General features: G+C 37.3%; 25 protein-coding genes. 17 read left to right on the forward strand and 8 right to left on the reverse strand.

Annotated elements, in window-relative coordinates; genetic code table 11:
• Position 1 precedes the first annotated feature (1 nt).
• Positions 2-1510: a spore germination protein gene (locus B9N79_RS13790; protein WP_019392877.1), complete on the reverse strand. Its 1509-nt coding sequence runs from the start codon at positions 1508-1510 to the stop codon at positions 2-4.
• A gap of 216 nt (positions 1511-1726) precedes the next feature.
• On the opposite strand from B9N79_RS13790, the gene B9N79_RS13795 reads away from it, so the two are divergent.
• The 4 genes from B9N79_RS13795 (at position 1727) to B9N79_RS13810 (ending at position 5537) form a co-directional block, all read left to right on the forward strand.
• Positions 1727-2365, forward strand: a complete 639-nt coding sequence (locus B9N79_RS13795; protein ID WP_040058312.1) for a DedA family protein — start codon at positions 1727-1729, stop codon at positions 2363-2365.
• A 279-nt stretch (positions 2366-2644) separates the two neighbouring features.
• Positions 2645-3451, forward strand: coding sequence for a TerC family protein (locus B9N79_RS13800; RefSeq protein WP_019392879.1), 807 nt, complete (start codon positions 2645-2647; stop codon positions 3449-3451).
• A 218-nt stretch (positions 3452-3669) separates the two neighbouring features.
• The gene (gene sigI / locus B9N79_RS13805; protein ID WP_026009593.1) at positions 3670-4401 is read left to right on the forward strand and encodes an RNA polymerase sigma factor SigI; all 732 of its coding nucleotides are present in this window, start codon (positions 3670-3672) and stop codon (positions 4399-4401) included.
• Positions 4398-5537 carry an anti-sigma factor domain-containing protein gene (locus tag B9N79_RS13810; RefSeq protein WP_040058310.1) on the forward strand — a complete coding sequence of 380 codons (1140 nt, stop codon included), beginning with the start codon at positions 4398-4400 and terminating at the stop codon, positions 5535-5537. Before sigI ends, B9N79_RS13810 begins: the two co-directional genes overlap by 4 nt.
• 55 nt (positions 5538-5592) lie before the next feature.
• On the opposite strand, the gene B9N79_RS13815 is transcribed toward B9N79_RS13810, so the two are convergent.
• The 3 genes from B9N79_RS13815 to phaQ form a co-directional block, all read right to left on the reverse strand.
• Positions 5593-5778 carry an alpha/beta-type small acid-soluble spore protein gene (locus B9N79_RS13815; protein ID WP_019392882.1) on the reverse strand — a complete coding sequence of 62 codons (186 nt, stop codon included), beginning with the start codon at positions 5776-5778 and terminating at the stop codon, positions 5593-5595.
• A 106-nt stretch (positions 5779-5884) separates the two neighbouring features.
• Entirely contained in the window at positions 5885-6397 is a 513-nt protein-coding gene (gene phaP / locus B9N79_RS13820; protein WP_040058309.1) for a polyhydroxyalkanoic acid inclusion protein PhaP, read from the reverse strand.
• A gap of 115 nt (positions 6398-6512) precedes the next feature.
• On the reverse strand, positions 6513-6959 hold the full coding sequence (gene phaQ, locus B9N79_RS13825) for a poly-beta-hydroxybutyrate-responsive repressor (protein ID WP_040058308.1): 447 nt from the start codon (positions 6957-6959) through the stop codon (positions 6513-6515).
• Between the two features lie 297 nt (positions 6960-7256).
• On the opposite strand from phaQ, the gene phaR reads away from it, so the two are divergent.
• From phaR to phaC, 3 genes are all read left to right on the forward strand, one after another.
• A complete protein-coding gene (gene phaR / locus B9N79_RS13830) occupies positions 7257-7973 on the forward strand; it encodes a polyhydroxyalkanoic acid synthase subunit PhaR (RefSeq protein ID WP_019392885.1) in 717 nt (238 codons plus the stop codon).
• Between the two features lie 68 nt (positions 7974-8041).
• The gene (phbB, locus tag B9N79_RS13835) at positions 8042-8785 is read left to right on the forward strand and encodes an acetoacetyl-CoA reductase (RefSeq protein ID WP_026009594.1); all 744 of its coding nucleotides are present in this window, start codon (positions 8042-8044) and stop codon (positions 8783-8785) included.
• Positions 8786-8898: 113 nt separating this feature from the next.
• Entirely contained in the window at positions 8899-9960 is a 1062-nt protein-coding gene (gene phaC, locus B9N79_RS13840; RefSeq protein WP_040058519.1) for a class III poly(R)-hydroxyalkanoic acid synthase subunit PhaC, read from the forward strand.
• Positions 9961-9977: 17 nt separating this feature from the next.
• Here phaC and B9N79_RS13845 read toward each other — a convergent pair whose 3' ends face one another.
• Together B9N79_RS13845 and glcD are read right to left on the reverse strand one after the other, a co-directional pair.
• On the reverse strand, positions 9978-11315 hold the full coding sequence (locus B9N79_RS13845; protein WP_019392888.1) for a (Fe-S)-binding protein: 1338 nt from the start codon (positions 11313-11315) through the stop codon (positions 9978-9980).
• Positions 11312-12724, reverse strand: coding sequence for a glycolate oxidase subunit GlcD (gene glcD, locus B9N79_RS13850; RefSeq protein WP_046216749.1), 1413 nt, complete (start codon positions 12722-12724; stop codon positions 11312-11314). The genes B9N79_RS13845 and glcD overlap by 4 nt, the downstream gene beginning before the upstream one ends.
• A 187-nt stretch (positions 12725-12911) precedes the next feature.
• Between glcD and B9N79_RS13855 the strand changes: the two genes are divergently transcribed.
• The 3 genes from B9N79_RS13855 to B9N79_RS26155 all read left to right on the forward strand — a co-directional run bounded on the left by B9N79_RS13855 (position 12912) and on the right by B9N79_RS26155 (position 14703).
• Positions 12912-14273: a TrkH family potassium uptake protein gene (locus B9N79_RS13855; RefSeq protein ID WP_019392890.1), complete on the forward strand. Its 1362-nt coding sequence runs from the start codon at positions 12912-12914 to the stop codon at positions 14271-14273.
• 114 nt (positions 14274-14387) lie between these two features.
• Entirely contained in the window at positions 14388-14564 is a 177-nt protein-coding gene (locus B9N79_RS26150) for a hypothetical protein (protein WP_019392891.1), read from the forward strand.
• Positions 14557-14703 carry a hypothetical protein gene (locus tag B9N79_RS26155; RefSeq protein ID WP_167555128.1) on the forward strand — a complete coding sequence of 49 codons (147 nt, stop codon included), beginning with the start codon at positions 14557-14559 and terminating at the stop codon, positions 14701-14703. The genes B9N79_RS26150 and B9N79_RS26155 overlap by 8 nt, the downstream gene beginning before the upstream one ends.
• A 27-nt stretch (positions 14704-14730) precedes the next feature.
• Here the strand turns inward: B9N79_RS26155 and B9N79_RS13860 are convergent, their stop codons facing one another.
• Positions 14731-16500, reverse strand: coding sequence for a B12-binding domain-containing radical SAM protein (locus B9N79_RS13860; protein ID WP_046216750.1), 1770 nt, complete (start codon positions 16498-16500; stop codon positions 14731-14733).
• Positions 16501-16710: 210 nt separating this feature from the next.
• On the opposite strand from B9N79_RS13860, the gene B9N79_RS13865 reads away from it, so the two are divergent.
• The 3 genes from B9N79_RS13865 (at position 16711) to nadE (ending at position 20040) form a co-directional block, all read left to right on the forward strand.
• Positions 16711-17430 (forward strand): FadR/GntR family transcriptional regulator, encoded by a 720-nt coding sequence (locus tag B9N79_RS13865; protein WP_040058304.1) that lies wholly within the window; start codon positions 16711-16713, stop codon positions 17428-17430.
• 163 nt (positions 17431-17593) lie between these two features.
• Positions 17594-19114, forward strand: a complete 1521-nt coding sequence (locus B9N79_RS13870; protein ID WP_019392895.1) for a nicotinate phosphoribosyltransferase — start codon at positions 17594-17596, stop codon at positions 19112-19114.
• Between the two features lie 92 nt (positions 19115-19206).
• Complete coding sequence (gene nadE / locus B9N79_RS13875) at positions 19207-20040, forward strand: ammonia-dependent NAD(+) synthetase (protein WP_019392896.1); 834 nt, start codon at positions 19207-19209, stop codon at positions 20038-20040.
• A 36-nt stretch (positions 20041-20076) separates the two neighbouring features.
• On the opposite strand, the gene ytvA is transcribed toward nadE, so the two are convergent.
• A complete protein-coding gene (gene ytvA / locus B9N79_RS13880) occupies positions 20077-20856 on the reverse strand; it encodes a YtvA family blue-light photoreceptor (protein WP_040058303.1) in 780 nt (259 codons plus the stop codon).
• A 290-nt stretch (positions 20857-21146) separates the two neighbouring features.
• Between ytvA and B9N79_RS13885 the strand changes: the two genes are divergently transcribed.
• The 4 genes from B9N79_RS13885 (at position 21147) to B9N79_RS13900 (ending at position 25906) form a co-directional block, all read left to right on the forward strand.
• The gene (locus B9N79_RS13885) at positions 21147-22928 is read left to right on the forward strand and encodes an L-lactate permease (RefSeq protein ID WP_085118638.1); all 1782 of its coding nucleotides are present in this window, start codon (positions 21147-21149) and stop codon (positions 22926-22928) included.
• A 123-nt stretch (positions 22929-23051) separates the two neighbouring features.
• The gene (locus B9N79_RS13890; RefSeq protein WP_046216752.1) at positions 23052-23768 is read left to right on the forward strand and encodes a (Fe-S)-binding protein; all 717 of its coding nucleotides are present in this window, start codon (positions 23052-23054) and stop codon (positions 23766-23768) included.
• Positions 23769-23783: 15 nt separating this feature from the next.
• Complete coding sequence (locus B9N79_RS13895; protein ID WP_019392900.1) at positions 23784-25208, forward strand: LutB/LldF family L-lactate oxidation iron-sulfur protein; 1425 nt, start codon at positions 23784-23786, stop codon at positions 25206-25208.
• Entirely contained in the window at positions 25205-25906 is a 702-nt protein-coding gene (locus tag B9N79_RS13900) for a LutC/YkgG family protein (protein WP_048896713.1), read from the forward strand. Before B9N79_RS13895 ends, B9N79_RS13900 begins: the two co-directional genes overlap by 4 nt.
• Positions 25907-25982: the final 76 nt, after the last annotated feature.

Genomic DNA, 25982 nt, shown 5'->3' on the forward strand with positions numbered 1-25982 from the left:
TTCATTCCTTGTCTATATCTTTTGTTTTATTTCCTCTTTTCGGATTATATCTCCATTTGGAAAGAGGTCTTAAATAAGCTGGTCTCGCAGTTGAGAAGTTGTACGGTGGGCGAAACAGAAATCCCCACATATCTTTTGAACGAAACGGATATAGTGGAGCGAGATAAGGACTTGTGAGCGACTGAAGGCGCATTAAGTGAACGAGTAAAAAGACAATTCCGATCACAATTCCTAATCCACCTAAAAAAGCGGCTAAAATAATGAAAGGGAAACGTAATAGACGAATTGTATTAGACATGCGTGAAGTAGGTGTTGTGAAAGAAGCGAGAGCTGCTAGGGCAACGATAATTAACAACACACTACTTGTTAGGGATGCTTCAACAGACGCTTGTCCGATTACAATACCTCCAACGATACCAAGCGTTTGACCGATTTTAGTAGGTAACCGTGCTCCTGCTTCACGAAGGAGCTCGATGGTAATTTCTAAAAAGAGTACTTCAAGTACAGGGGGAAATGGAACGTTTGCTCTTGAATAAACAAGAGGACCAAGCAGGTCTTTTGGAATCATTTCGTAGTGAAACGTTAATACGGCAACATACATAGCACTAGCAAAAATGGAAAAAGCTACAGCAAAAAAACGGGTCACTCTTAGAAAAGAGCCGATCATCCAAGGTAAATAATAGTCTTCAGGTGAAATGAAAAAATCAAATAGAGATGAAGGACCTGTAATGGCATAAGGTGAACCGCTTGTGAAAATAACAATCTGGCCATTTATGAGCGTCTGGATGGCACGATCAATCCGTTCTGTTCCAAGGAAAAGTGGAAAAGGGGTATTTTGGTTATCTGAAAGAAGTTGATCAAGAAGAGAGCCATCAAACACAACATCAAAATCAATATTGTTGATTCGCTCTGTTGCATTTTCAATATGCTTCTCATTTGTAATTCCTTCTACATAAACAATGACAATACGTGATTTGGATAAATTCCCAAGAGAAACTTCTTTAAATGATAGCCTTTCTGTTACGAAAGTCTTCCGTAACATATATAGGTTCATATCAAGGTCTTCCACAAATCCAAGCTTTGGGCCTGTTACACTAAATTCATTTTCAGTATCGTTTTCAGTTCGAAATCCGCCTTCAATATTCAGAACTTTAATAAGTGCACATTCTTTTTGTTCTGTATGTATTTGAAAAGCAATATAGCCTTCAAGCAACTTATCCATTACTTTTTTTCCATCTGATGTAATAGAGACATCTTCATATGGGATATATGTCTTTAAATCTTTGAGTGTTTTGATATCATCGCGAGCGCGTTTTACACTACAAATAAACTGCTCTTGTAAATCTTGAGCATCAATGAGAGATTTATAATAAGACAAAACAAATGTGTTTTCATCCTCTCCAATTGAAACAGGTAAAAAATCACTTGATGAACGGAGAATTTCGAACGCTTGTGGAACAGAAAGTCTTATTTCTTCTTTTTTGGATGAGCCTCTAAGCCATGAAAACATATAAAATCCCCCGTTATATTTATCATTGGCTATATTCTTTGTTGCTTTTTTCTTCCTTATACAAAATATAGAGAAAAGAATAAAAAAGTTGTCAACATTTGAAGATAAAAGCGAAACTTTCTTTCATCCTGTTCGTTTTATAGCTTGTATATTAAGAAACTTTTCTTTATGATAAATATTGGATTTTAAATAAAATAGGTGGTGAATGTTTCCTTCATGGAGCAGATGATTTTAGATTTTATTGAGTATTTTAAAAGTCTTTCCTACTTCGGAATTATGCTTGCTTTGACATTTGAATTCGTACCAGCAGAGCTTGTTTTACCTTTAGCAGGAACATGGGTACAAGATGGAGATATGAATTTATGGTTGACCGTTTTGGCTGGAACAATTGGAGGAGTAACAGGTCCACTTACTCTATACGCTGTAGGTCGATACGGAGGCCGCCCTTTTCTGCAAAGGTTTGGCAGGTTCTTTTTTATTAAAGACAAACAGATTAATGCAGCAGATGCTTTTTTCCAAAAGCATGGAGCAATTGTTGCCTTTACAGGACGATTTCTTCCGGGAATTCGAACATTGATTTCCATTCCTTGTGGGATGGCAAAAATGAACGTTTGGGTGTTTAGCGTTTATACCTTCTTAGCGATGCTTCCGACAACATTCTTTTATGTATATATTGGCTACAAGTTCGGAGATCAAGGTAAAGAGATTGCTTCTAAACTTCTTGATGAATATAAGTGGGAAGTTATTCTTGGCGTGATCGTTCTTATTGTTATTTATGCTCTTATTAAAAAGAAGCGAAAGAAAGCTTATGAAAAATACAATGTAAAAGACTTCACGTCTAAAAAAACAGAATAAATAAAAAAGCCTATATTTTTTGTTGACATGTAAGTCATATCCATTTAGAATAAAATTATAATAAAATATAAATTCCTTCCACGTAAAGGGGAGTAGCGTCAGGGAAACCTGAAATATAGTCGTCATTACATGAACATTGTGTTCATCGGCTGTATTGGCATATATATGCTTAGCAAGACCTTTGCCATATTTGGCAAAGGTCTTTTTTATGTGTTTTAAACCTTTACGTCGGGAATAGCAACTATAGATAGAAAGGCAAAAAAGAGAGGAGCAAAAGGATTGGATACATCACTATTACTTGAGTATGGCTGGGTGTTACTTGTCTTAATTGTTTTAGAAGGAGTATTGGCAGCAGATAATGCACTTGTGCTTGCTATTATGGTTAAGCACTTGCCTGATGATCAACGCAAAAAAGCATTGTTTTATGGATTAGCGGGGGCCTTTGTTTTCCGTCTTGGTTCATTATTCATTATTTCTTTCCTTGTTGATGTTTGGCAAGTTCAAGCAATTGGAGCGATTTACTTATTGTTTATTGCATTTAACCATTTGTTTAAGAAATTTGTTAAGAAGAAAAGCGATGAACATGAAGAATCAGATGAGGAAACGCTTAATAAGAAGCGAGCAAAATCTGGTTTCTGGGTTACAGTCTTAAAAGTTGAACTTGCAGACATTGCGTTTGCTGTTGATTCGATCTTAGCTGCAGTAGCTTTAGCGGTAACGTTACCTCCAACAACTTTCCCTGAAATTGGAGGCCTTGACGGAGGACAATTTGCTATCATCTTCCTCGGAGGATTAATTGGTTTAATTATTATGCGTTTTGCTGCAAATGCATTTGTTAAGCTTCTGAAAACACGTCCAGGTCTCGAGACAGCTGCCTTTCTAATCGTAGGCTGGGTTGGTGTGAAACTTGCTGTTTATACATTGGCACACCCAGAGTTAGGGATCATTAATGAACACTTCCCTGAATCAAAACTATGGAAAATTTCATTCTGGATTGTATTAGTTTTAATTGGTCTTGGTGGATGGTTCTTATCTAAAAAAGAGCCTTCACATGAAAAGGATCAGAAAAAGGAAGCAACATACTAACTTCATTTAAGGAAGTTATTTATAAAAGATAGTGAAAGAGAGCAATGAGTATGCTAAGTAAAAAAGCATGTGTCATTACTCTCTTTTTTTATGTGAGATTGTGGAAAAAGCACATCTTTTTGCGTATAGTCACCTTTTAAGTGTTAATGTATAATAAACAATTACTTGGAATATACCCTGAAATAGGACATTAGTCGCGAATACTTTATGAAAAGAAGGTGAGATCAATGCTGAGCATTCTATTTGGAGTGAAACGGAAACACACGGTAGAAGAGCTTGTTACGCAGGCTCAGAGTGGTGATGATATTGTGCAGAACGAGCTTTTAGAACAGTATAAGCCGTTTATTGCAAAAACGGTGTCAAGCGTGTGCAAGCGCTACATATATGAAACAGACGATGAATTTAGTATTGGTCTCATTGCTTTTCACGAAGCTATCGAAAAATATACCGTTGCAAAAGGAAGTTCTTTCTTAAGTTTCTGCGAATTAGTGATAAAAAGGCGTGTTATTGACTATATACGCAAAGAAGTTCGTTCACGTCAGCTGCATGACCCATCAATTGATGATAGTACACAATATGATGCAGATTTGTCGATAAGCTACCATTCACAAAAGCTTGAGCAAGAAATGAGAAAGGAAGAAATCATTCACTACAATGAGCAGTTAAAGCTTTTTAGTCTCTCATTGGAGGAAATTGTGAATGAAACACCAAAGCATAAACAGGCAAGAAAAAATGCAATGGAAGTTGCGGAGTGGATTGTTCGTCATCCTGATGTACTAGAAGCGCTCTTTTTGAAAAAAAGGCTTCAAATTGGGAAGATCGAAAAAGGTGTTCATGTTAGCCGGAAAACCATTGAGCGCAACCGAAAATATATTATTGCAATGACGATAGTTTTAGCAGGAGAGTACGTGTATTTAAAAGACTATATAAAAGGGGTGCTCACATCTTGAAAAAAGGTATTGTGATGGATATAAACCGTGAGTATATTGTTGTACTAACCCCTGATGGTGAATTTGCAAAAGCGAAGCGAGAAAAAGCGACGTATGAGCTTGGCGAAGAAGTTCCCGTTAAGCTTTATTCATCAAGAAAATGGCAAAATCAGCAAAGGCAACGTTCAAAGTGGAGAAGGACGGCTTTTACAAGCTTAGTAATTGCAGCCGCTCTTTTATTATTTTTCATTCCCTTTGGTCAAAACAAACAAGAAGTGTTCGCTTATGTATCAATCGATATTAACCCAAGCATTGAAATAGGGGTTAATCCGTCATACGAAGTAATTTCACTAACAGGATATAATAAAGAAGGAAAAGAGATTATTGCAAAGTTAAAAAGGAAATGGAAATATGAGTCCTTTAAAATGGTAGCAAATCGAATTTTAAAGAAAAGCGAAGAAGAGGGCTATCTTCATAAAAATAAGGAAATTATTGTAACAACTTCTTATAGAGATGAAGCTAGTAAAGAGAAGGAAGACTTTTCAAAAGTTGTTAAAGACTCAACAAAGACATGGCGGGAGTCAGAATATAAATTTGTTCAAAAAGATTGTTCCTTTAAGAAGCGAAATGAAGCTCAAAAGAAAGGACTCTCAGCAGGCAAATATATAGAAGAAAAAGATCCGGAAAAAGACCTAAAAGATCAGAAACTCGAAGAGGACGATCAGGTGTCAACCGAAGAAACGGAAGAAGATGAAAAAACAGAAGAAGAGAATGTAGAAGAAGAAAATGATGTGGAAGAAGAACCTACATCTTCAGAAGAGGGTGAGGATGTAGAAAAAGATGAACAAGAAACAAAGCCAGAGGAAACAGAGCAAGATTCTAATCAAGAAACAGACGAGGATGAAGAAGAAAAAGAAACAGACGAGGATAATGCTCAACCAACAAAACCAAATGAAAATCAAAGTGAAGCAAATAATGAAGAGGAACCAGAAGTTCCCCATTCAACACCAGAGGATGAGAATCAAAAACCAGCTGTACCTTCTAAGCAGCAAGGAAAAGAAGACCAAACTGTACCGCCTCATGCTGGATCAAAAGGGCCTCCACCTCATGCTGAAAACGAGCATAACAATCAAACGGAAGAAACAGAAGAAGAATAGCACAAATGCGCAAATGAAAGGCACAAGCAATCGCTTGTGCCTTTTGCCATTTATATTATTTTAGGTTGTTTTGCTGTGCTTGTGCAATAAGGCGTTTTGTGATTTCGCCACCAACAGAGCCGTTAGCACGAGCTGCTGTATCAGATCCTAGCGTTACACCAAACTCTTGAGCAATTTCATATTTATATTGATCAAGAAAGCTTTCAACACCCGGTACAAGTAATTTATTTCGACGAGCCATCTCGTTCACTCCTTTTATACATTTACAGCTCTCAGGCTGTATCTATAGTATAGGAGTTACAATACGAAAAATACCTGTTATCGCTTTCCAAGCAAGGAATAAATGCTTATTTTACTACTGTATAAGGCTCAATTGATTGAAGAAATGTTTTTTGGAATGATTTAAGTTGATCCATATAATTTTCAGATGCTGATTGCATCTCAATACGAAGCTTATGATGTTCGTTCACAAATTGTTGAACAGATGCTTCATATTGTTCTTGAGCTTGTTTGATAAAATTATAACCAGCTTTTTGTTGTTCAGAAGAAAGCTGCTTCATTTTTACCATTGCTTCATTTACACGTTGGATCCATTGGTCATAAGACTGAGCAACACTTTCTCCTGCTGTTTTGCGGATATTTTCAACTGTTTGAGCTTGAACTTCATGAAGTTCTTGTTGCCATTGCTCGTCTGTTTGTTCCACTTGTTCCATTGCTTTTTCAACAAATTGCTTTTGACCAGAAAGAGCCTTAAGCGTCCATTCTTCGAAGTTTTTGCTACCTTCTAGAAGGCTGTTAAATCCTTTAGACCATTGATCCCACATCATATCGATTACTGCATCATACTTAACGTTTGCCATTGCGTATTTCCTCCTTTGGATAATGAAAAAGTAAGCGGAGCGTGAAGGTGCAATAATCTAAAAAGAACAATCATAGTTGTTTATCTCACGATCCATTGTATCTAGAAACACAGCGTTAAACCTGTGAATCTTCTTTCGATTGCTTTTCTTCTTCTTTTTCTTTTTCTGCTTTTTTTGAAGAATTGAAAGGGAAAAACATGTTTGCGTAAAGATCGAAAAATGAATTTAACATGCTTTGGTATTGCTCAAGAGACTTAGCCCAGATTGTTAAATACTGTTCCCCAGCTTCTGTTATAGAATAAATGCGTCTTGCTGGGCCGTCTGAGGAAGTATCCCATTCAGACTTTACGAGTTCGTCTTTTTCTAACTGACGAAGAGTACGATAAACGTTCCCTTGATCAATTGATGTAAATCCAAAATTCATAAGCTGTTGAATAAGCTTATAGCCATGTAGATTCCATCCCCGCAAACTCAGGAGTAAAAACGGAATCATTAAATTTTTTGGCGCTCCACCTAACGATTTGTCAGCCTCTTTTTTCGGTTTTGTTTCTTTCGATGACATCGTACCCCCCCAATCTAGAATAATAAGCTGGTATGAGTAGATGGAATGTTTTTCTATGTCTATAAGTGTAATTTACACCTACATGATGTTAGTGTCAATAAAAAAATTCTGAAGTTTAACAATTAATTGAAGAGTTTCGACAATATTCTCCAAAGAACGTCAAAATATATCAAAAATTTAGAATTGTTTATTGTTAAAAAGGATTCTATAATGAATATATACCCTTTCCACATATTTTAGATTGTTCAATTTTTCTCAAGGAAAGGTCATCATCGAGAAAAGAAGGGAGTGGAGAAAATGGATCAGCAAAAATTATTCGACCCGTTTTTAGCATGGAAGGATATGTATGACAAGACTGAATCATACTGGGGAAAGGTTTTAGGAGAAAACATGAAGAAGGATGAATTCTCTGACTGGATGGGAAAAGTATTAAACTTAAATCTTCAGTACCAGCAAGCTGTTAATGAAGTAACAACAAAATGCTTGGAACATATTAATATTCCTTCAAAAGAAGACATTGCAAATGTAGCAACTCTTGTTGTAAATGTGGAAGAAAAGGTGGATTTTCTTGAAGAGCGCTTTGATAATCTCGAAGATGAGCAAAGCAATGCGCCAAACTTCAAACGAGAATTTACAAAAATTAAATCTGATGTGAAAGCATTAGATAAGAAGCTTGACCAAGTAGTTCAACTCCTACAAGCGCAACAACAATTACAGGAAACGTTGCCAGAAACGTTGCGGGAGGAACTTTCTTCTCAAAACGAAAAGATTAAAAAGCTTGACCAAGTAATGGAACTTCTACAAGCGCAACAGCAACTACAGGAAGCGTTGCCAGAAACATTACGAGAGGAACTTTCTTCTCAAAACGAACAAATTCAGTCTGCTATTAAAGATAATGTGAAGCAATCTGCAGGAGCAGAAACGGCTGCATCTTCTGAAAAGGGAGAAGCAAAAAATCAAAAACAGGCTGGAAATTCACCAAAGCAACAACAGCAACCTTCATCAAAGAAATAAAGTTAAGTATAAAAACGTCAAGATAAAGAGAAAAAAACAACTAGTTTAAAACAAAGGGGAGAATGATGTTGACTTCATTAAAGGGAAAAGTAGCAGTCGTAACAGGTGGATCTAAAGGAATCGGAGCAGCTATTTCAAAGGAATTAGCGAAAAACGGAGTGAAGGTTGTTGTCAACTATAACAGCAACAAAGAAAGTGCAGAAGAGATTGTAAAGCAAATTGAAGCAGAAGGTGGAGCAGCGGTTGCTATTGGAGCCGATGTTTCTTATAGTGAACAAGCTAAACGCCTTATTGAAGAAACGAAAGAAGCATTTGGACAGCTTGATATTTTAGTAAACAATGCGGGCATTACACGCGATAGAACGTTTAAGAAGCTTGGGGAAGAGGATTGGAGAAAAGTTATTGATGTGAACTTAAATAGCGTCTACAACACTACTTCCGCAGCACTTACATACCTTTTAGAATCAGAAGGTGGGCGAGTAATTAACATTTCTTCCATTATTGGACAAGCGGGAGGATTTGGTCAAACAAACTATGCTGCTGCGAAAGCTGGTTTGTTAGGGTTTACAAAATCTCTAGCTTTAGAGCTTGCACGCACAGGCGTAACAGTAAACTCAATTTGTCCAGGATTCATTGAGACAGAAATGGTAATGGCTATGCCTGAAAATGTACGTGAACAAGTTATTTCAAAAATCCCTGCGCGTCGTCTCGGTCATTCAGAAGAAATTGCTCGTGGCGTTTTATACTTATGCCAAGATGGAGCTTATATTACAGGTCAAGAGCTAAGCATTAACGGCGGTTTATATATGTAAGTGACCATCAAGACGTTGTCTGCAACATGATAGCGTCTTTCCGTTAGGTTATATAAAAAAATGAAAAGGAGTGAGTACGTGTGTCAATTGGAACTAGACCATATGCAGAGCAGATGGAAAAATTGTTAGCTACGATGCCGAAGGAGTATAAACATTCTGCTAGACGCTTTAAACGGGCTGTGGAAATTTTAACAACAGAACCCGAGCCTGAAGTAGGGTTAACTCCTAAGGAGACCATTTGGAAAAAGAATAAAGCAAAACTTTATAGATATGTGCCAAAACAAGAAACTACTCATCGTACACCTATCTTAATGGTATACGCTCTTATCAATAAACCGTATATTCTTGATTTGACAAAGGGGAACAGTCTTGTAGAATATCTTCTTGATCGCGGATTTGACGTGTATCTATTAGATTGGGGCACTCCTGGGCTTGAAGACCAAGATATGAAGCTTGATGATTATATCTTAGACTACATTCCAAGAGCAGTGAAAAAAGTGTTGCGTACGTCAGGAGCTAGTGATTTGTCCATCTTAGGATATTGTATGGGTGGAACGATGACGTCTATATTTGCTTCTCTACATGATGATTTACCAATTAAGAACCTTATTTTTATGACTAGTCCTTTTGATTTCTCAGAAACAGGACTTTATGGAGTATTCTTAGATGAACGTTACTTTAATCTTGATAAAGTAGTTGATACACTTGGCAATATTCCTCCTGATATGATTGATTTTGGGAATAAGATGCTTAAACCGATTACGAACTTCTATGGTCCATACGTAACGCTTATGGATCGGTCAGAAAATCAGCGTTTTGTTGAAAGCTGGAAACTGATGCAGAAGTGGGTAGGAGATGGTATTCCATTCCCAGGTGAAGCTTATCGTCAGTGGATTCGCGATTTTTATCAACAAAACAAGCTAATCAAAGGGGAACTCACTGTAAGAGGTCGAAAAGTAGACTTGTCTAAAATTAAAGCAAGCGTTTTAAATATTGCGGCAGATCGAGATCATATTGCAATGCCGCAGCAAGTAGAATCATTAATGAACGTTATTTCCAGCAAGGACAAAGAATTTAAGCTTCTAAATACAGGGCATGTTTCAGTTGTATTTGGACCAAAAGCTGTAAAGGAAACATATCCTTGCATTGGAGACTGGTTAGTGAAACGTTCGTAACACAAAAAGCATGCTCTTTAAAGAGCATGCTTTTTATATTCCAAAGCTTCTTTTAATAAATCGACTAAGTGAACAGCTCTTATTTTATCACTAAGTCCTTCCCGTTCAATACCGAGCTTCATTTGGAGCAGACAGCCAGGGTTTGTTGTTACAACAGTTTGACAATGTGTTTTTTGCACAGAGCTCATTTTGCGGTCTAGAATTTGCATTGACATTTCTGATTCTAAAATATTATAGATGCCAGCAGAACCACAGCAGCTTTCTGCGTTCTCCATTTCGATATAAGAAACGTTAGTGAGAGAGCGTAATAGCTTTCTTGGTTCCTCATGTGTGTTCATTACATTGCGTAAGTGACAAGAATCTTGATACGTAATCATTTGAGGTGGGAGGGCAAGCTCTTTTTTATGGAAGTCCAGTTCTACTAAGAGGGAAGAGATATCTTTTAGTTTATGAACGAAAGACTGAGCTCGCTTTTTCCATTCTTCTTCATCTTGAAGGAGATGAGCATAATCAATAAGAAAACCTCCACACCCTCCAGCATTTGTAATAATATAGTCTACGTTCTCTTTTTCAAAAGCCTCGATGTTTCTTTTAGCAAGTTGTTTAGCACCGTCTTTTTCCCCACTGTGCCCGTGAAGAGCTCCACAGCAGACTTGAGTAGAGGGAATTATTACTTCACACCCGGCGAGCTGCAGAAGTTCAGTTGTTGCTTGATTAGTTTTTAAAAACATAGTATCCATTAAGCAACCTGAAAAAAAGGCTACACGCTTTTTAGCGTATCCAACAGCATGCAAATGACGAGGTCTTTTCATTATTTCTTTTCGTGTTGGAACTTCAGGCAATACTTTTTCCATTGTTCTTAGCTGCTCGGGAAGAAGGTTAATTAATTGGGTTTTTCGGGCCAGCTTTTGCAGGCCTGACTTTTGGTATATATGAAGAAGTCCAGTTGCTTGGCTTATCCTCTCTTGGTGTGGGAAAAGTTCATTGAAGACAAATTTTCGGACTGTTTTTTCTTTGAAAGATTTTTTCTTTGTTTGGTTTATAATGTACCGTGCATCTTCTAGGAGATGACCATATTTTACTCCAGAAGGACATACAGGTTCGCAAGCTCTGCAGCCAAGGCATAGATCTAATGAGCGCTGAACATCTTGATCAGGTTCTATCATTCCATCTGAGACAGCTTTCATTAAAGCAATACGACCGCGTGGTGAGTGTGTTTCTTTATAATCTGATTCAATATATGTTGGACATGAAGGAAGACAAAATCCGCACCGCATACAGTTAAGAAGTTCATCATTATCCATTTCTTTCGCAAAGCGCTCCATCATTTCAGTTATCCGTAATGTTTTATTCATGAGGAAATAACCACCCGTTTTTTTGTGTCTTTAGCAAACAGTTTACCAGGATTTAAAATGTTTTGAGGATCAAAGCTTTTCTTCAAATTTTGCATCGCTTTTATTCCTTCTTCTCCAAGTTTCCATTCTAAATAGGGAGCCTTCATTTCACCTACTCCATGTTCTCCTGTAATTGTTCCGCCAAGTTCAAGAGCGCGCGCGAAAATGTCTTCAAAAGCTTGTTCAACACGGTACATTTCTTCTTTGTTTCGTACATCAGTAAGGCAAGTAGGGTGAAGATTACCATCCCCTGCATGACCAAATGTGCAAATTGTAAGATTATATTTTTGAGCAATTTCTTTAATCGAAAGGACCATTTTCGCTACTTGTGAGCGTGGAACTGTTGCATCTTCTAGAATAGTTGTTGGCTTAAGACGCGCTAAAGCGCTGAGAGCAGAACGACGGGCTGTTCTTAAAGCTTCTGCATGCTCTTCTGAAGATGCCACGTCAACAGAAATGGCGCCGTGAGCTTGACATAGAGAAGCAATGCTATCCATTTCTTTTTCTACAGTATGTAGGGGACCATCTTGTTCAATGAGCAGAACAGCTTCCACATTTGTAGGAAGACCAATATGAGCAAAATCTTCTACAACTTGAAGGGTTGGCTGATCTAGAAATTCAAGCGTTGTAGGAATGATTTTATGGGCAATAATACTTGATACAGAGCGTGCAGCACTTTCTAAATCATTATAAAGAGCAAGTGCAGTCTTTTTACTTTGAGGTTTTGGGATGAGCTTTAATGTGGCTTCTGTAACAATGCCAAGTGTTCCTTCAGATCCAACAAAAAGGCGTGTTAAATCGTATCCAGCAACGTCTTTTGCAAGCTTACCACCAGTTTTGATGATATCTCCGTTAGCAAGCACAACTTCGAGACCTAATACATAATCTCGTGTAACACCGTACTTTAAGCCGCGAAGACCTCCAGAATTTTCGCTGATGTTGCCACCGAGTGTAGAAATTTTCATAGAGCTCGGATCTGGCGGATAGAAAAGTCCTTTTTTTTCTACTTCCGTAATAAAATTCAAAGTAATAACACCAGGTTGAACAGTGGCGGTTAAATTATCTTCATCAATTTCTAAAATTTTGTTCATCTTATGGAAGAGAAGAACAATGCCTCCTTGAGTTGGACAGGTACCCGCGCAAAGGTTAGTTCCTGAGCCCCTTGGTACGATTGGAATGTTATAAGAAGAACAAACTTCTACAACTTTTTTGACGTCTTCTGTACATGATGGGGCTAGGACAGCATCTGGAAGAGCTTGAAAACCAGGAGTAGCATCATATGAATAGGCAAGAAGGTCTGCTTTTGAATCGTAATAACTTTCTTGGCCAACAATAGAGATAAATCGTTGTCTAGCTTCCGATAAAATCATATGTTTTTTCCCTCCATTTACAATCCACAAGAAATTGAATTCTTATGGTAATAGATGTTAACGAAACGATTACTTATGAAAGCGCATTACATTATAATTGTAACTTAAATTTATGTAAAAAGTCTTTTAATAAGAAAGAAAGTGTGGTAATAATGTTGCAGTGGGTTTGAAGAAAGAAGGTCAAAAAATGTTATTAAGAAAATATAATAAAACCGTACGGGAATTTTCACCTGCACAAATTATTGTGCTTTTTTACATAGTCGCAGTCACCATTTCTTTTTTGCTATTGAGTCTACCAATTGCTCATAAACAAGGGGTACATGTTGCAACAATTGATACTCTTTTTGTAGCAATCAGCGCTGTGAGTGTAACAGGACTTTCTCCCATCTCAACCGTTGATACGTTCAGCACAACAGGAATGTTTATATTGATGTTTGTATTTCAATTTGGTGGCCTTGGTGTTATGATGTTGAGCACGTTTATTTGGTTAATCGCAAGAAAGAAGATTGGACTGAAACAGCGCCAGCTTATTATGACTGATCAAAATCAATCGAATTTATCAGGATTAGTAAACTTAATGAGACAAATCTTATTTATCATTATTATTGTTGAGTTGATTGGTGCTCTTCTTTTAGGAATTCATTTCTATCTATATTATTATCACAGTCTTCCTGAAGCACTGTTAAGAGGGCTTTTCTCGTCTGTTAGTGCGACAACAAATGCAGGCTTCGATATTACAGGGAACTCTCTCGTTCCATATGCAGATGATTATTATGTACAAATGATTCATATCTTCCTTATTGCTCTTGGAGCTATCGGTTTTCCTGTTTTAATTGAAATTAAACAATTTTTTCTAAACGTAAAATCAAAGCGAAAGTTCCGCTTCTCGCTGTTTACAAAGCTTACGTCTTCTATGTTTCTTTTACTTCTTGTGATTGGTACGATTGCTATTCTTCTCCTTGAAGGAAATCATTTCTTAAAAGGAGAATCATGGCATAAAAGTTTTTTCTATGCTCTTTTTCAGTCATCTTCAACAAGAAGTGGAGGACTTGCTACAATGGACGTTTCAGAGTTCACAACTTCAACTCTTCTTGTTTTAAGTGCGCTCATGTTTATTGGGGCTTCTCCAAGTTCAGTAGGAGGAGGTATTCGAACAACAACATTTGCTCTTAATATCCTGTTTATATATAACTATGCACGTGGAAAAAAGCAAGTTCGTATCTTTAAAAGAGAATTGCATGAAGAAGATATTATAAAATCACTTGTTGTAACAATTATAGGAGTTGGACTTTGCTCTATTTCAGTTATTATATTAAGCGTCCTTGAGCCGTTTCCGCTTGTGAATATTATGTTTGAAGTTTGTTCAGCTTTTGGAACAACAGGGCTTTCAACAGGGATTACAGGAGACCTGAGTAATATTGGCAAGATTATTATTATGATTTTAATGTTTATTGGTCGCGTTGGGATTTTACTTTGCTTGTTTATTTTAAGAGGAAAAGGTGCTCAACCTGATTTCCATTATCCGAAAGAACGAGTTATTATTGGATAAAAAAAGCCGAAAAAAGGGAGATTCTTTTTTCGGCTTTTTTCTATTTATTTCATCTTATGATTTCCTCTTCACTGCTCCAAACTAAAAGTAGAATCTAAAAAAGAAGGTGAAAAAATGCCAAAGCGTAAAGTTTCTTTTGACGCAGCAAAGACAAACAATCAAACTCCTACTGAAAGCATGCCAGACACTGAATTCTCTGCAGAGTATAGTGGAGAAGACAGCCACAAAGCAGCAAATCGTAACTCTAAGAAAGGCCGAAAAGGTAAAAAAGGGAGTTTTCATGATGAATAAGAATGAAAAACATTCAAGGGATGAAAAAGAAAGTGCTATGCATGAAGAATTTGGTCCTGAGCTTGGGGACTATAACTTCATGAAGCCTTATGAGGGAAGCATTGAACGAAAAGCGGAATGCGAACGTAAGAAAAAGTAAAAGAAGCAGCATGCTGCTTCTTTTTAATTATCCTACGCTGGATAAATTGAAGGAATCAAGCGTGCTCATATATAGTTTTGTTTTCTGTTGTTTTTGATCATAATACACCATTACAAGTGTTTTTTGTTTTGTTAAAACCCCTGTTTTTTGATATTTAGTGTAATCAAATGGTAAAACTTCAAGAACAGTATGCTTGTACAAATCTTTTTCATCAAGTTTTTCTTCCTGAAATTCTTCGCCTAGTAGGAGTGGGTTTTGCAATATTTGTTGGTAATACTTTGAACGATGACTTTTTGCTACACTAGAGGTCCACCAGGGCTTTCTTGGCTTGTAGCGCTGGTTTGCTAAATAGTCTATTTTCATAAATCCTAGTACTACGTCTTCTTCAGGAAAATCTTCAGTTAGTAAATATTCTTGAAGACGTTTAAATAAATCTTCAAGCTGATGGCCAATACGACTCCATCCTTTTTCCTCCCAGAACGTTCCAAATCTTTGGAAGAAATCAAATGGGGTTTCATAATGGTGATTCACTAAGTAATGAATAGTTTCATCCATACGATGGGCATTCCAATACTTTTCTAAAATATCTTCTACTTGTTTAATACGTACAACTTCATCAAAAGAAAGAACATTGTTTGAGAGCATTTCATAAGGAGCTTGATCCATATACACATATCCATATTTTGAAGCCTCTAGGCGCAGTCCTGTTCCTCTCAGCAATTTTAAAAAGCCAAGCTGTAGCTCTTCTGGATGAAGTTGAAAAACATCATTAAACGTATTGCGAAAAGATTCGTAATTCTCATCTGGGAGTCCTGCAATTAAGTCTAAATGCTGATCAACTTTTCTTCCTTCTTTCACCATGGTAACTGTTCTTGTAAGCTTAGCAAAGTTTTGTTTTCTCTTTACAAGTTCATTAACTGCATCGTTTGTAGATTGAACGCCAATCTCAAAGCGAAACAGTCCTTTCGGAGCGTTATCATTTAAAAACTGAATAACTTCAGGTCTCATAATATCTGCTGTTATTTCAAATTGAAAAACTGTTCCAGGTAGGTGCTCATCAATTAAAAACTGGAACATTTCCATTGCGTAGCTTCTGCTAATGTTAAAGGTACGGTCTACAAACTTAATCGTTTTGGCTCCATTTTTCATAAGATAACGAATATCGTCTTTTATCTTTTCTCGATCAAAATAGCGCACGCCAACTTCAATAGAAGAAAGACAAAACTGACAGCTAAAGGGACAACCACGGCTTGTCTCAATGTACACGACGCGCTTTGAAAGATTTTCAACATCTTCTTCAAACCGGTATGGAGAAGGCATTTCACGCAAATCTACTTTATTACGTTGTGGGCTTATATGATAGCTTCCATTTTTTTTAAATGCAATACCGCTCACATCTGTGAAGTTTTCTTGCCCATGAAGTTCATCAAGAAGATGTTTAAACGTTTTTTCTCCTTCACCAATAACAATAAAATCAACATCAGAAAGTCGATCAAGCCAATATGTAACATCATAGGTTACTTCAGGACCACCTAAAATAATTTTAGTGTGGGGACTAATTTTTTTAATCATGCTTATTACTTTAATGGTTTCTTCAATATTCCAAATGTAGCAGCTGAATCCGATAATATCAGGTTTCTTTTGGTAAAGATCAGTCACAATGTTCATTGGAGGATCTTTAATGGTATATTCAGCCATTTCCACAGTATAATCAGGTTCTGCATACGCTTTCAAATAGCGTAGCGCAAGGTTGGTATGAATGAATTTAGCATTTAATGTTGCGACAATAATGTTCACAAGAAAGAAACTCCTCCTTAGAATTAGGGTGAAATTCGCGTTGACAAATGGTAAACTAATTCCTATCAATAGTTCATTTTATCACATTTTAGCCTTGTAACGTTGTTTTCTATACGTGCAATCATCTTTCCTTCTTACTTTTAAGTCGTGATTGTATGATGGACATGTTTTCGTTACAATAAGGGCAGTAACAAGGCAGAGGTGACGGCTTTGGAATATAAAAAAATTAAACCAAGGAAAATTTATGAACAAGTAGCAGAAGAGCTGCTTTTAAATATAAAAAATGGGGATTTGAAACCTGGTGACAAGTTAGATTCTGTATGGCAACTTGCTGAAAACTTTCAAGTTGGCCGTTCTGCTATTCGTGAAGCACTAAGTGCCTTAAGAGCAATGGGACTTATTGAAATGAGACAAGGTGAAGGCACCTTTGTCAGGGAATTTGATCCATCTATGATTTCTCTCCCTATTACAACAGCCGTTCTTATGAAGAAAGAAGATATTGAAAACCTGCTAGAAGTTCGAAAAGTGCTAGAAGTTGGGGCATCAGGGGCTGCAGCATCAAAGCGAACAGAAGAAGATTTAACAAATATGAAAAACATATTAGAAAAAATGCTGAATTCTGTTGGTGATGAGGAACTTGGTGAGAAAGTTGATTTTCAATTTCATCTTGCTGTTGCGAAAGCTTCACAAAACCCCCTTTTAGTAGGCCTTATGAACAATGTAGGGGAAATGATGCTTCAATCAATGAGGGAAACAAGGAGAGTATGGCTGTATTCTAAAGAAACCACTTCTCAGCGCCTTTATGATGAGCATATGCAAATTTATAAGGCTATTGAAGCAATGGATGTCAGGCGAGCCCAAGATTTGATGATTTCTCATTTAATGAGTGTTGAAGCTGTTTTACTAGAAAATGTTGTTGAGGAGAAGTAAAATAGCATGTGGGAAAAATAATGCAATTAGTTCGATTTAAAAAGAGTTCAGCTTTTTTTATATAGTAGCAAGTTTAGCATTCTTCTAATTATAGAGGAAATAGGTTGCACTCACCATGAACTATGTGAACGAAAATAACCAATTGTCGGTGGAGGAACAGGAAATGGGTAAATGCTACCAAGATGATAGTTTAGCACTTCATACAGATTTATATGAAATTAATATGGCGAAATCGTATTTCAAAAACAACATGCACAATCGTCGAGCTGTTTTTGAAACGTTTTTCCGCAAAATGCCTTTTGGGGGAGGATACGCAGTTTTTGCGGGTCTTGAACGCGTAATTGATTATTTAGCAAATTTTCGTTTTAGTGAGACAGATCTTGATTATTTATATAATGTACTAGGATTTGAGGAAGAGTTTATTGATTATTTGAAGGGCGTACGTTTTTCTGGGGACGTTCAGTCTGTTGTAGAAGGAGAGATTATTTTTGCCAATGAGCCAATTATGCGAATTGATGCTCCTCTTTTAGAAGGGCAGCTTATTGAAACGCCGCTTCTTAATATCTTAAACTTCCATCCCCTTATTGCGACAAAAGCATCACGCATCAGGTTAGCTGTAGGAGCAGATACGCTTATTGAAGGAGAAAATGCGCCAGCGCTTATGGAATTTGGCTCAAGGCGGGCTCATGAATTAGATGCCGCTCTTTATGGAACAAGAGCAGCCTATATTGGTGGGTTTGATTCAACAAGTAATTTGCGCGCTGGAAAGATCTTCGGCATCCCTGTTTCAGGTACTCACGCACATGCCCTTGTTCAAGTGTATCGTAATGAGTATGAAGCTTTCAAACATTATGCTGAAACGCACAAAGACTGCGTATTTTTAGTTGACACATATAATACGCTCCGCTCTGGTGTGCCAAACGCTATTCGCGTTGCAAAAGAAATGGGTGACCGTATTAACTTTATTGGTATCCGTCTTGATAGTGGAAAGCTTCAATATTTATCTAAACAGGCTCGAGCAATGCTTGATGAAGCAGGGTTTCCAAATGCGAAAATCTTTGCTTCAAACGACCTTGATGAGTATTCCATAACAGACTTAAAAGCTCAAGGCGCTAAGATTGATGGCTGGGGGGTTGGAACAAAGCTGATTACCTCTTATCAACAGCCAGCATTAGGAGCTGTATATAAGCTTGTTTCAATTGAAGATGAAAACGGGAATATGGTAGATACAATTAAGCTGTCAGAAAACCCAGAGAAAATTTCAACTCCAGGTTTAAAAAGCGTATATCGTATTGCAAATACGATGAATGGCAAATGGGAAGGCGATTACATTGCAATGGAAAATGAAAAGCCAAACGAAGAAGATCATTTAAAAATGTTCCATCCTGTACATACACATGTAAGTAAATATGTTACAGACTTTAGAGCAACAAACATTCATCAAAACATCTTTGCTGGAGGCGAGCTTATTTATAAAGAGCCGTCCATTGAACAAATGAGAGCGTACTGTCTGCAGAATCTCCAATATTTGTGGGACGATTATAAAATTATCTCAAAATCAGATGAAGATGTATCAAGACCAACAGAATATCCAGTTGATTTAAGCACAGAATGTTGGCAGAACAAAATGCACAATATTGAGGAAACGCGCAGAGAAGCGACAAGAGTCATGCAAACTCGTTAATGAGTTTAAAAAACTTTCCAATGTGTTACAAAAGAAATAGGGAACATTAATAAGAACTATCGTGAAAAGCTGGAAGGGGAGTTAAGAAAACTATGAGTGATTTACAAAAACGTATTATTGAAGAAATGGATACAAAACCATCTATTGATGTACAAGAAGAAATTCGTAAGAGTGTAGACTTTTTAAAAGACTATATGAAACAATACGACTTTTTACAAACATTTGTCTTAGGAATCTCTGGTGGACAAGACTCTACATTAGCAGGAAAGCTTGCTCAGATGGCAGTAGACGAGCTAAATGAAGAAGTTGGAGAAGGAAAGTATGAGTTTATCGCAGTTCGTCTTCCATATGGAACACAAATGGATGAAGAAGATTGTCAAGATGCGCTTAAATTTATTCAACCTAGCCGCATAGTCACAGTGAATATTAAAGGCGCTGTTGATCAAATGCTTGTTGCTGTTGAAACAGATACGGGTGATTCAGTTTCTGACTTTAACAAAGGGAATGTGAAGGCAAGGCAGCGTATGATTGCTCAATATACAATTGCGGGTATGTATAGCGGAGTTGTAATTGGAACAGATCATTCTGCTGAAGCTGTAACAGGTTTCTATACAAAATATGGTGACGGTGGCGCGGATCTTGTCCCTCTATTTCGTTTAAATAAACGTCAAGGTAAGATGCTGTTAAAAGAGCTAGGCTGTCCAGAGCATCTTTATAATAAGAAGCCTACAGCAGATCTTGAAGAAGATCGCCCACAGCTTCCTGATGAAGAAGCACTTGGTGTCACATATGATCAAATTGATGATTATCTAGAAGGAAAAGACGTAGGAAAAGAAGCAGCAGAAAAAATTCAAACGCATTTCCTTAAAACAGAGCATAAACGTCATCTACCAATTACTGTTTATGATGACTTCTGGAAGAAATAAAAAAACCAGCGGAGAAGTACCTCTTCGCTGGTTTTTTTAACTTTTAAGCTGTTTGATTGCATCTTTTACATTTAGGAACGTTTGAAGGGATGAAAAATCAAGATTGAGTTGCTCTGTTTTAATAGCAAGCTCCGGTTTTATTCCAGTTAAAATGAGATCTGTTCCCATTAACTTAAGAAGTTCATGAAATTTAAAGATTTTATGGGCGGCATGTGTATCAATCCCGATGAGACCTGATAAATCCATCACAAGCACATCATCTTTAGCAGTCGTTAAGTAATGGCTTACTTGGGTAATCATTTCTTCATAGCGTTCTTCTGTAAGTGTTCCGATAATAGGAAGAACAGAGATTTTCTCAGCAATTGGAACAATAGGGGTTGAGAGAACAGTTAGTTCTTTTAAAGCTTCTTCTAGAAGCTGTTTATAGTTTTCTTGCTCCGTAATATCTTTTTGTATTCCAACAAAATACCATTTTTGATCTTCCTCAGAATAAACAGGATCAATCGCAAGCTCATTCCAAAATCTACTTCCATCTCTTCGATAGTTTTGGATTTCAATAGATATTGGTTTTTTTTGTTGAATGGCTTTTCTAACTTTTTGAACTGTTTCTCTATTTGTAGCTTCTCCTTGTAGGAAACGACAGTTTCTTCCGATAACATCTTCTTCACCGTAGCCTGTTAGATTCAAAAATGCCTGGTTTGTGTAAACAATAGGATTATCAGGAAGTGAAGGATCTGTAATAACGACACCCACACGTGTATAATCAATTGCTTTTGAAATTAAGTTATTCTTCAACTGGGGTTGATTGTTTTCCATAAATATACGAGAACCCTCCTTAATAGCCTAGTTTTATTATAACGATTTTATATCATTCATAAAAGCTTAACGATGCTATAGCTAGAAAAGAAAATAGGATAGATAATCAGATAATGAGAAGAAAAAACCCTTCGTTTCTTCTCATTATTTCCCATTGATATATTTTTAGAATAAAAAGGAAAAATCATTTTTTAGTGTTGTTTTTTGTAAGCGTTTTCTAATATAATTATATATGATTACGTTTAGTCATCTGATGACCGTATGTTATAAGGAGAGGGAGGAATTTAGCAATGAGCATGGGGATGCTATCACTGCTAGCGGTTGTACCTATTTTTTCAGTTTTCTTGTTTCTTGTTGTTTTGCGTTGGCCAGCAAATAAGGCAATGCCTTTATCCTTACTCATTACAGCAGTAATGAGCTATGGAGTATGGAAGGTGCCGCTAACAGATATTTTGGCTGCAAGTGTAAAGGGAGTTGTATCTGCTCTTGAAGTTGGTATTATCGTTTTTGGAGCTATTCTCCTCTTAAATATGTTGAAGGAAAGTGGAGCAGTATATACTATTCGTCAAGGTTTTATGGGGATTACGCCTGATCGGCGTATTCAGGCAATCATTATAGCCTGGTTTTTTGGCTCATTTTTAGAAGGAGCAGCAGGGTGGGGATCACCAGCAACTGTTATTGCTCCACTTCTTGTAGCCGTTGGATTTCCTGCACTTGCAGCTGTAATGGTAGCCCTTATTATTCAATCAACACCTGTTTCTTTCGGAGCAGTGGGAACGCCAATTTTAACAGGAGTTGGAACAGGATTAAGCGGTTCAGAGCTTGTTGATAAGCATATTGCAACTCTTGGGACAACATATGAGCGCTATCTTATTGATCTTGGAGGACAAGTAGCAATAATTCATAGTATTGCAGGAATTTTTATTCCACTTTTCTTAACTGCTATGCTTACGAAATTTTTTGGTAAGAAAAAATCATTTAGAGAAGGTTTTGCAGTTTGGAAGTTTGCTCTTTTTGCAGGACTTTCATTTACGGTTCCATATATGCTTGTAGCGGTCTTTCTAGGTCCTGAGTTTCCTTCCCTTATTGGAGGACTTGTCGGACTAGCCATTGTAATTCCTGCAGTTAAAAAAGGTTTGTTTGCACCAAAAGAAACTTGGGATTTTGAACATAAGGAAAAATGGAATAAAGAATGGAGCGGAACGCTACAAATAAAAAATGAAAAGCCTGGTCGCTTTATTTCACCCCTTTTAGCATGGGTTCCTTATGTTATTGTAGCTGTGCTTTTAGTTATGACAAGAGTTAACTTTTTGCCATTCTCCTCTTGGTTGAAAAGTTGGGAAGTGGGAATAGACCATTTATTTGGAAGTGAGATTGGTTTTTCTACAGTTCCGCTTAATATTCCTGGAGTTGTGTTTTTATTTACAAGCTTTATCGTATTCTTTCTTCATAAGATGGAATGGAAACGTGCTAAAAAAGCAATAGGGGAATCAGGAAAGACAGTAAGTGCAGCTATGGTTGCTTTAATCTTTTCCGTGCCAATGGTTCAGGTTTTTATTAATACAGGAGGAAGTTTAGAAGGATATATGAGTATGCCGCTCACAATAGCAGAGGGAATTTCAGGGGTTTTCAATGAGAACTGGCCTCTAATTTCACCATCGATAGGGGCACTTGGAGCTTTCGTAGCTGGAAGTAACACAATCAGCAATATGATGTTTGCTCTTTTTCAATTTGGAGTAGCAGACAATATTGGCGCAACTCCAAGCGTTGTTGTCGCTTTGCAAGCTGTAGGAGGAGCTGCTGGGAATATGATATGTGTGCATAATGTTGTAGCTGCATCAGCTGCCGCAGGTTTAGTTGGCAAAGAAGGTTCACTGATTCGCAAGCTTCTTTTACCACTGACTTTCTACGTCTTCATTACAGGAGCAGCAGGGTATATGATTTTATATGGAATTGGTTTTAATATTGGAACTCTATTATTTGGAGGAATTGTAGCAGGCCTTATTATCGCCATCATTTTGCAAACAAGAAAAACAAGGGTATATGAAAAAGAAGAACGTAAAAGTATATAAAAAGTAGCTTAATTCATAAATTAGCAGTATGATTATGGTAAAATATAGATTGCGAATATTCTTATATTTAAATAAGTTAAACATAAGTCATCAGATGACCTGTTTAATGCGGAGGGGTAAAAAATGAAAGTATCCATATTTGCAACGTGCCTTGTCGACATGTTTCAAACAGAAGTAGGAAGAGCAACAGTGGAGCTTTTAGAAAGATTAGGATGTGAACTTGATTTCCCGACTACGCAATTGTGTTGTGGGCAGCCTGCTTATAATAGCGGATACGTCAAGGAAGCGCGAGAAGCAATGAAAAATATGATTCGGACATTTGAGCATGCCCAGTATGTTGTTACACCATCAGGATCTTGTGCAACGATGTTTCGCGACTATCCTCACGTTTTTAAAAATGACAGCGAGTGGTGTGAAAAAGCTGAGAGCTTAGCAGCTAAAACGTATGAGCTTACTCAGTTTATTGTTGAAGTATTAGGAGTCGAGGATGTAGGAGCAAAGCTACAAGGAAAAGCGACTTACCATACCTCTTGTCACATGACTCGGCTTTTAAAAGTTGGAGACGCCCCGTTTAAGCTTTTACAGCATGTAGAAGGTCTAGAAGTTAAACCGCTCGTTAATTCACACAACTGCTGTGGTTTCGGTGGAACATTTGCAGTGAAAATGGGAGATATCTCTGAAAGAATGGTAGATGAAAAAGTCAACCATATTGACGAGACAGAAGTAGATTATTTAATTGGTGGAGACTGTGGCTGTTTGATGAACATTGGCGGAAGGATAGAACGGAGAGGAAAGGAAATCAAAGTGCTTCACATTGCAGAAGTGCTGAATAGTCATTAGAAGGAGGTAGAACATATGGGGATGAAAATTGGAGAAAAGCAGTTTAAAGAACGTGTTGGTGATGGTCTTCAAGATGATTTTATGCGTTCCGCCGTGTCAAGTGCTCAGGAACGTTTAAGAGCTAGACGCTTACACGCGGCCCAAGAGTTAGGACATTGGGAAAAGTGGCGTTCACTAGGAGAAGAAATCCGGAAACATACGCTTGATCATCTTGACTATTATTTAGAAATGCTAAGTAATAATGTTGCTAAAAGAGGCGGAAATGTCTTTTTTGCTAAAACAAGTGAAGAAGCAAATAAGTATATCCAAAATATTGTAAAGCGTAAAGAAGCTAAGAAGATTGTGAAATCAAAGTCAATGGTAACAGAAGAAATTAGCATGAACGAAGGATTAGAGAGTATAGGATGTGAAGTGATTGAAACAGATTTAGGAGAATACATTCTTCAGCTAGATGAACACGATCCGCCCTCACATATTGTGGCACCTGCTCTCCATAAAAATAAAGAGCAAATTCGCGAAGTGTTTAAGGAAAAGTTATCTTACTTGAAAAGTGAGAAGCCAGAAGAACTTGCACTTCATGCGCGTGAAATGTTACGCAAAGAATTTTTAAAAGCTGATATTGGTATTACAGGATGTAATTTTGCTATAGCAGAATCAGGCTCTATTGGTCTTGTTACAAATGAAGGGAACGCTCGGCTTGTCTCGAGTATTCCTAAAACTCAGATTACAGTAATGGGAATGGAAAGGATTGTGCCAACGTTTGAAGAATTTGAGGTTCTTGTTAGTTTATTAACAAGAAGTGCTGTTGGACAACGCTTAACAAGCTATGTTACAGCTTTAACAGGTGCAAGAGGTGAAGAAGATGTAGACGGGCCGGAAGAATTTCATCTCGTAATTGTTGACAACGGAAGGTCTAACATTCTCGGTACTGAATTTCAATCTGTTTTACAGTGCATTCGCTGTGCAGCCTGTATAAATGTTTGTCCTGTTTATCGACATGTTGGTGGCCATTCCTATGGGTCTATTTATCCAGGACCAATAGGAGCTGTTTTATCTCCACTTTTAGGTGGCTATGATGATTATAAAGAACTTCCATATGCTTCTACCCTTTGTGCAGCATGTACAGAAGCATGTCCTGTTAAGATTCCGCTTCATGAACTTTTGCACAAGCATAGAGAAGTCATTGTAGAAAGAGAAGGACGTGCTCCTATTTCAGAGAAGATGGCTATGAAAGTCTTTGGATTAGGGGCATCAATTCCTAAACTATATAATTTGGGTGGTAAGGTGGCCAAGTCTGCACTAAGCCCTTTTGCAACAGATGACAAAATATCAAAAGGGCCTGGACCGCTTAAAGCCTGGACTAATATACGAGAATTTCCAGCTCCAAACAAAGAGCGATTCAGAGATTGGTTTCAGGAAAGAAAGGGGGAAAACAAATGAGCTATGGAACAATTCAAAATAGAGATTCTTTCCTGAATGATATTGCTAAGCAGCTTGGAAGGAAAAGAAGTAAACAGATAGAACGTCCAACATGGACGCACTCTCCCCAACAATATGTTTTTCAAGATGCTTCGAATGATGAACTAGCAGATCATCTTGAAGAATACTGTGAGCAGATTCATACAGAATGTATTCGCACCGCATCCATAAGCTTGCAAGAAGTAGTAGAAAAAGTAATTGAAACAAATGGAGGCGGAGAGGTTATTGTATGGGATGACCCTCGTTTTTCTCAATATGGTCTATCTACCCTTCTAGATAGACAAAATGTTCATATATGGGACACAGATAAACGAGAAGAGAATATCCAAAAAGCAGCACAAGCTAATGTTGGAATTACATTTAGCGATATAACTTTATCAGAATCAGGAACAGTTGTTTTATTTAACGGAGGAGGAAAGGGACGTTCAGTTAGCCTTCTTCCTACAACATATATTGCTATTATTCCTAAGAGTACAATCGTGCCGAGAATGACGCAAGCTGCGCAGTATATTCATCAAAAAGTTGAAGAAGGACAAGATATTTCTTCTTGCATTAATTTTATTACAGGACCGAGTAACTCAGCAGATATTGAAATGAACCTTGTCGTCGGTGTTCATGGTCCTGTCAAAGCAACCTATATTATTGTTGAAGACTGTTAAAGAGATGCTTGGCTAGAGAAATCTAGTCAAGCATCTTTTCCTGTCTATTCAAAAAGAGATAGGAGGAATTTGGAGT

This window comes from Priestia filamentosa (assembly GCF_900177535.1).
Classification (GTDB): Bacteria; Bacillota; Bacilli; order Bacillales; family Bacillaceae_H; genus Bacillus_I; species Bacillus_I filamentosa.

What these genes read in the sequence shown, in the direction of transcription:
- B9N79_RS13790 (WP_019392877.1), bottom strand. Translation starts at nt 1,510, where the DNA reads ATGTTTTCATGGCTTAGAGGCTCATCCAAAAAAGAAGAAATAAGACTT.
- B9N79_RS13795 (WP_040058312.1), top strand. Translation starts at nt 1,727, where the DNA reads ATGGAGCAGATGATTTTAGATTTTATTGAGTATTTTAAAAGTCTTTCC.
- B9N79_RS13815 (WP_019392882.1), bottom strand. Translation starts at nt 5,778, where the DNA reads ATGGCTCGTCGAAATAAATTACTTGTACCGGGTGTTGAAAGCTTTCTT.
- phaP (WP_040058309.1), bottom strand. Translation starts at nt 6,397, where the DNA reads ATGGCAAACGTTAAGTATGATGCAGTAATCGATATGATGTGGGATCAA.
- phaQ (WP_040058308.1), bottom strand. Translation starts at nt 6,959, where the DNA reads ATGTCATCGAAAGAAACAAAACCGAAAAAAGAGGCTGACAAATCGTTA.
- phaR (WP_019392885.1), top strand. Translation starts at nt 7,257, where the DNA reads ATGGATCAGCAAAAATTATTCGACCCGTTTTTAGCATGGAAGGATATG.
- phaC (WP_040058519.1), top strand. Translation starts at nt 8,899, where the DNA reads ATGGAAAAATTGTTAGCTACGATGCCGAAGGAGTATAAACATTCTGCT.
- B9N79_RS13845 (WP_019392888.1), bottom strand. Translation starts at nt 11,315, where the DNA reads ATGAATAAAACATTACGGATAACTGAAATGATGGAGCGCTTTGCGAAA.
- glcD (WP_046216749.1), bottom strand. Translation starts at nt 12,724, where the DNA reads ATGATTTTATCGGAAGCTAGACAACGATTTATCTCTATTGTTGGCCAA.
- B9N79_RS13855 (WP_019392890.1), top strand. Translation starts at nt 12,912, where the DNA reads ATGTTATTAAGAAAATATAATAAAACCGTACGGGAATTTTCACCTGCA.
- B9N79_RS26150 (WP_019392891.1), top strand. Translation starts at nt 14,388, where the DNA reads ATGCCAAAGCGTAAAGTTTCTTTTGACGCAGCAAAGACAAACAATCAA.
- B9N79_RS26155 (WP_167555128.1), top strand. Translation starts at nt 14,557, where the DNA reads ATGAATAAGAATGAAAAACATTCAAGGGATGAAAAAGAAAGTGCTATG.
- B9N79_RS13870 (WP_019392895.1), top strand. Translation starts at nt 17,594, where the DNA reads ATGGGTAAATGCTACCAAGATGATAGTTTAGCACTTCATACAGATTTA.
- nadE (WP_019392896.1), top strand. Translation starts at nt 19,207, where the DNA reads ATGAGTGATTTACAAAAACGTATTATTGAAGAAATGGATACAAAACCA.
- ytvA (WP_040058303.1), bottom strand. Translation starts at nt 20,856, where the DNA reads ATGGAAAACAATCAACCCCAGTTGAAGAATAACTTAATTTCAAAAGCA.
- B9N79_RS13885 (WP_085118638.1), top strand. Translation starts at nt 21,147, where the DNA reads ATGAGCATGGGGATGCTATCACTGCTAGCGGTTGTACCTATTTTTTCA.
- B9N79_RS13890 (WP_046216752.1), top strand. Translation starts at nt 23,052, where the DNA reads ATGAAAGTATCCATATTTGCAACGTGCCTTGTCGACATGTTTCAAACA.
- B9N79_RS13895 (WP_019392900.1), top strand. Translation starts at nt 23,784, where the DNA reads ATGGGGATGAAAATTGGAGAAAAGCAGTTTAAAGAACGTGTTGGTGAT.
- B9N79_RS13900 (WP_048896713.1), top strand. Translation starts at nt 25,205, where the DNA reads ATGAGCTATGGAACAATTCAAAATAGAGATTCTTTCCTGAATGATATT.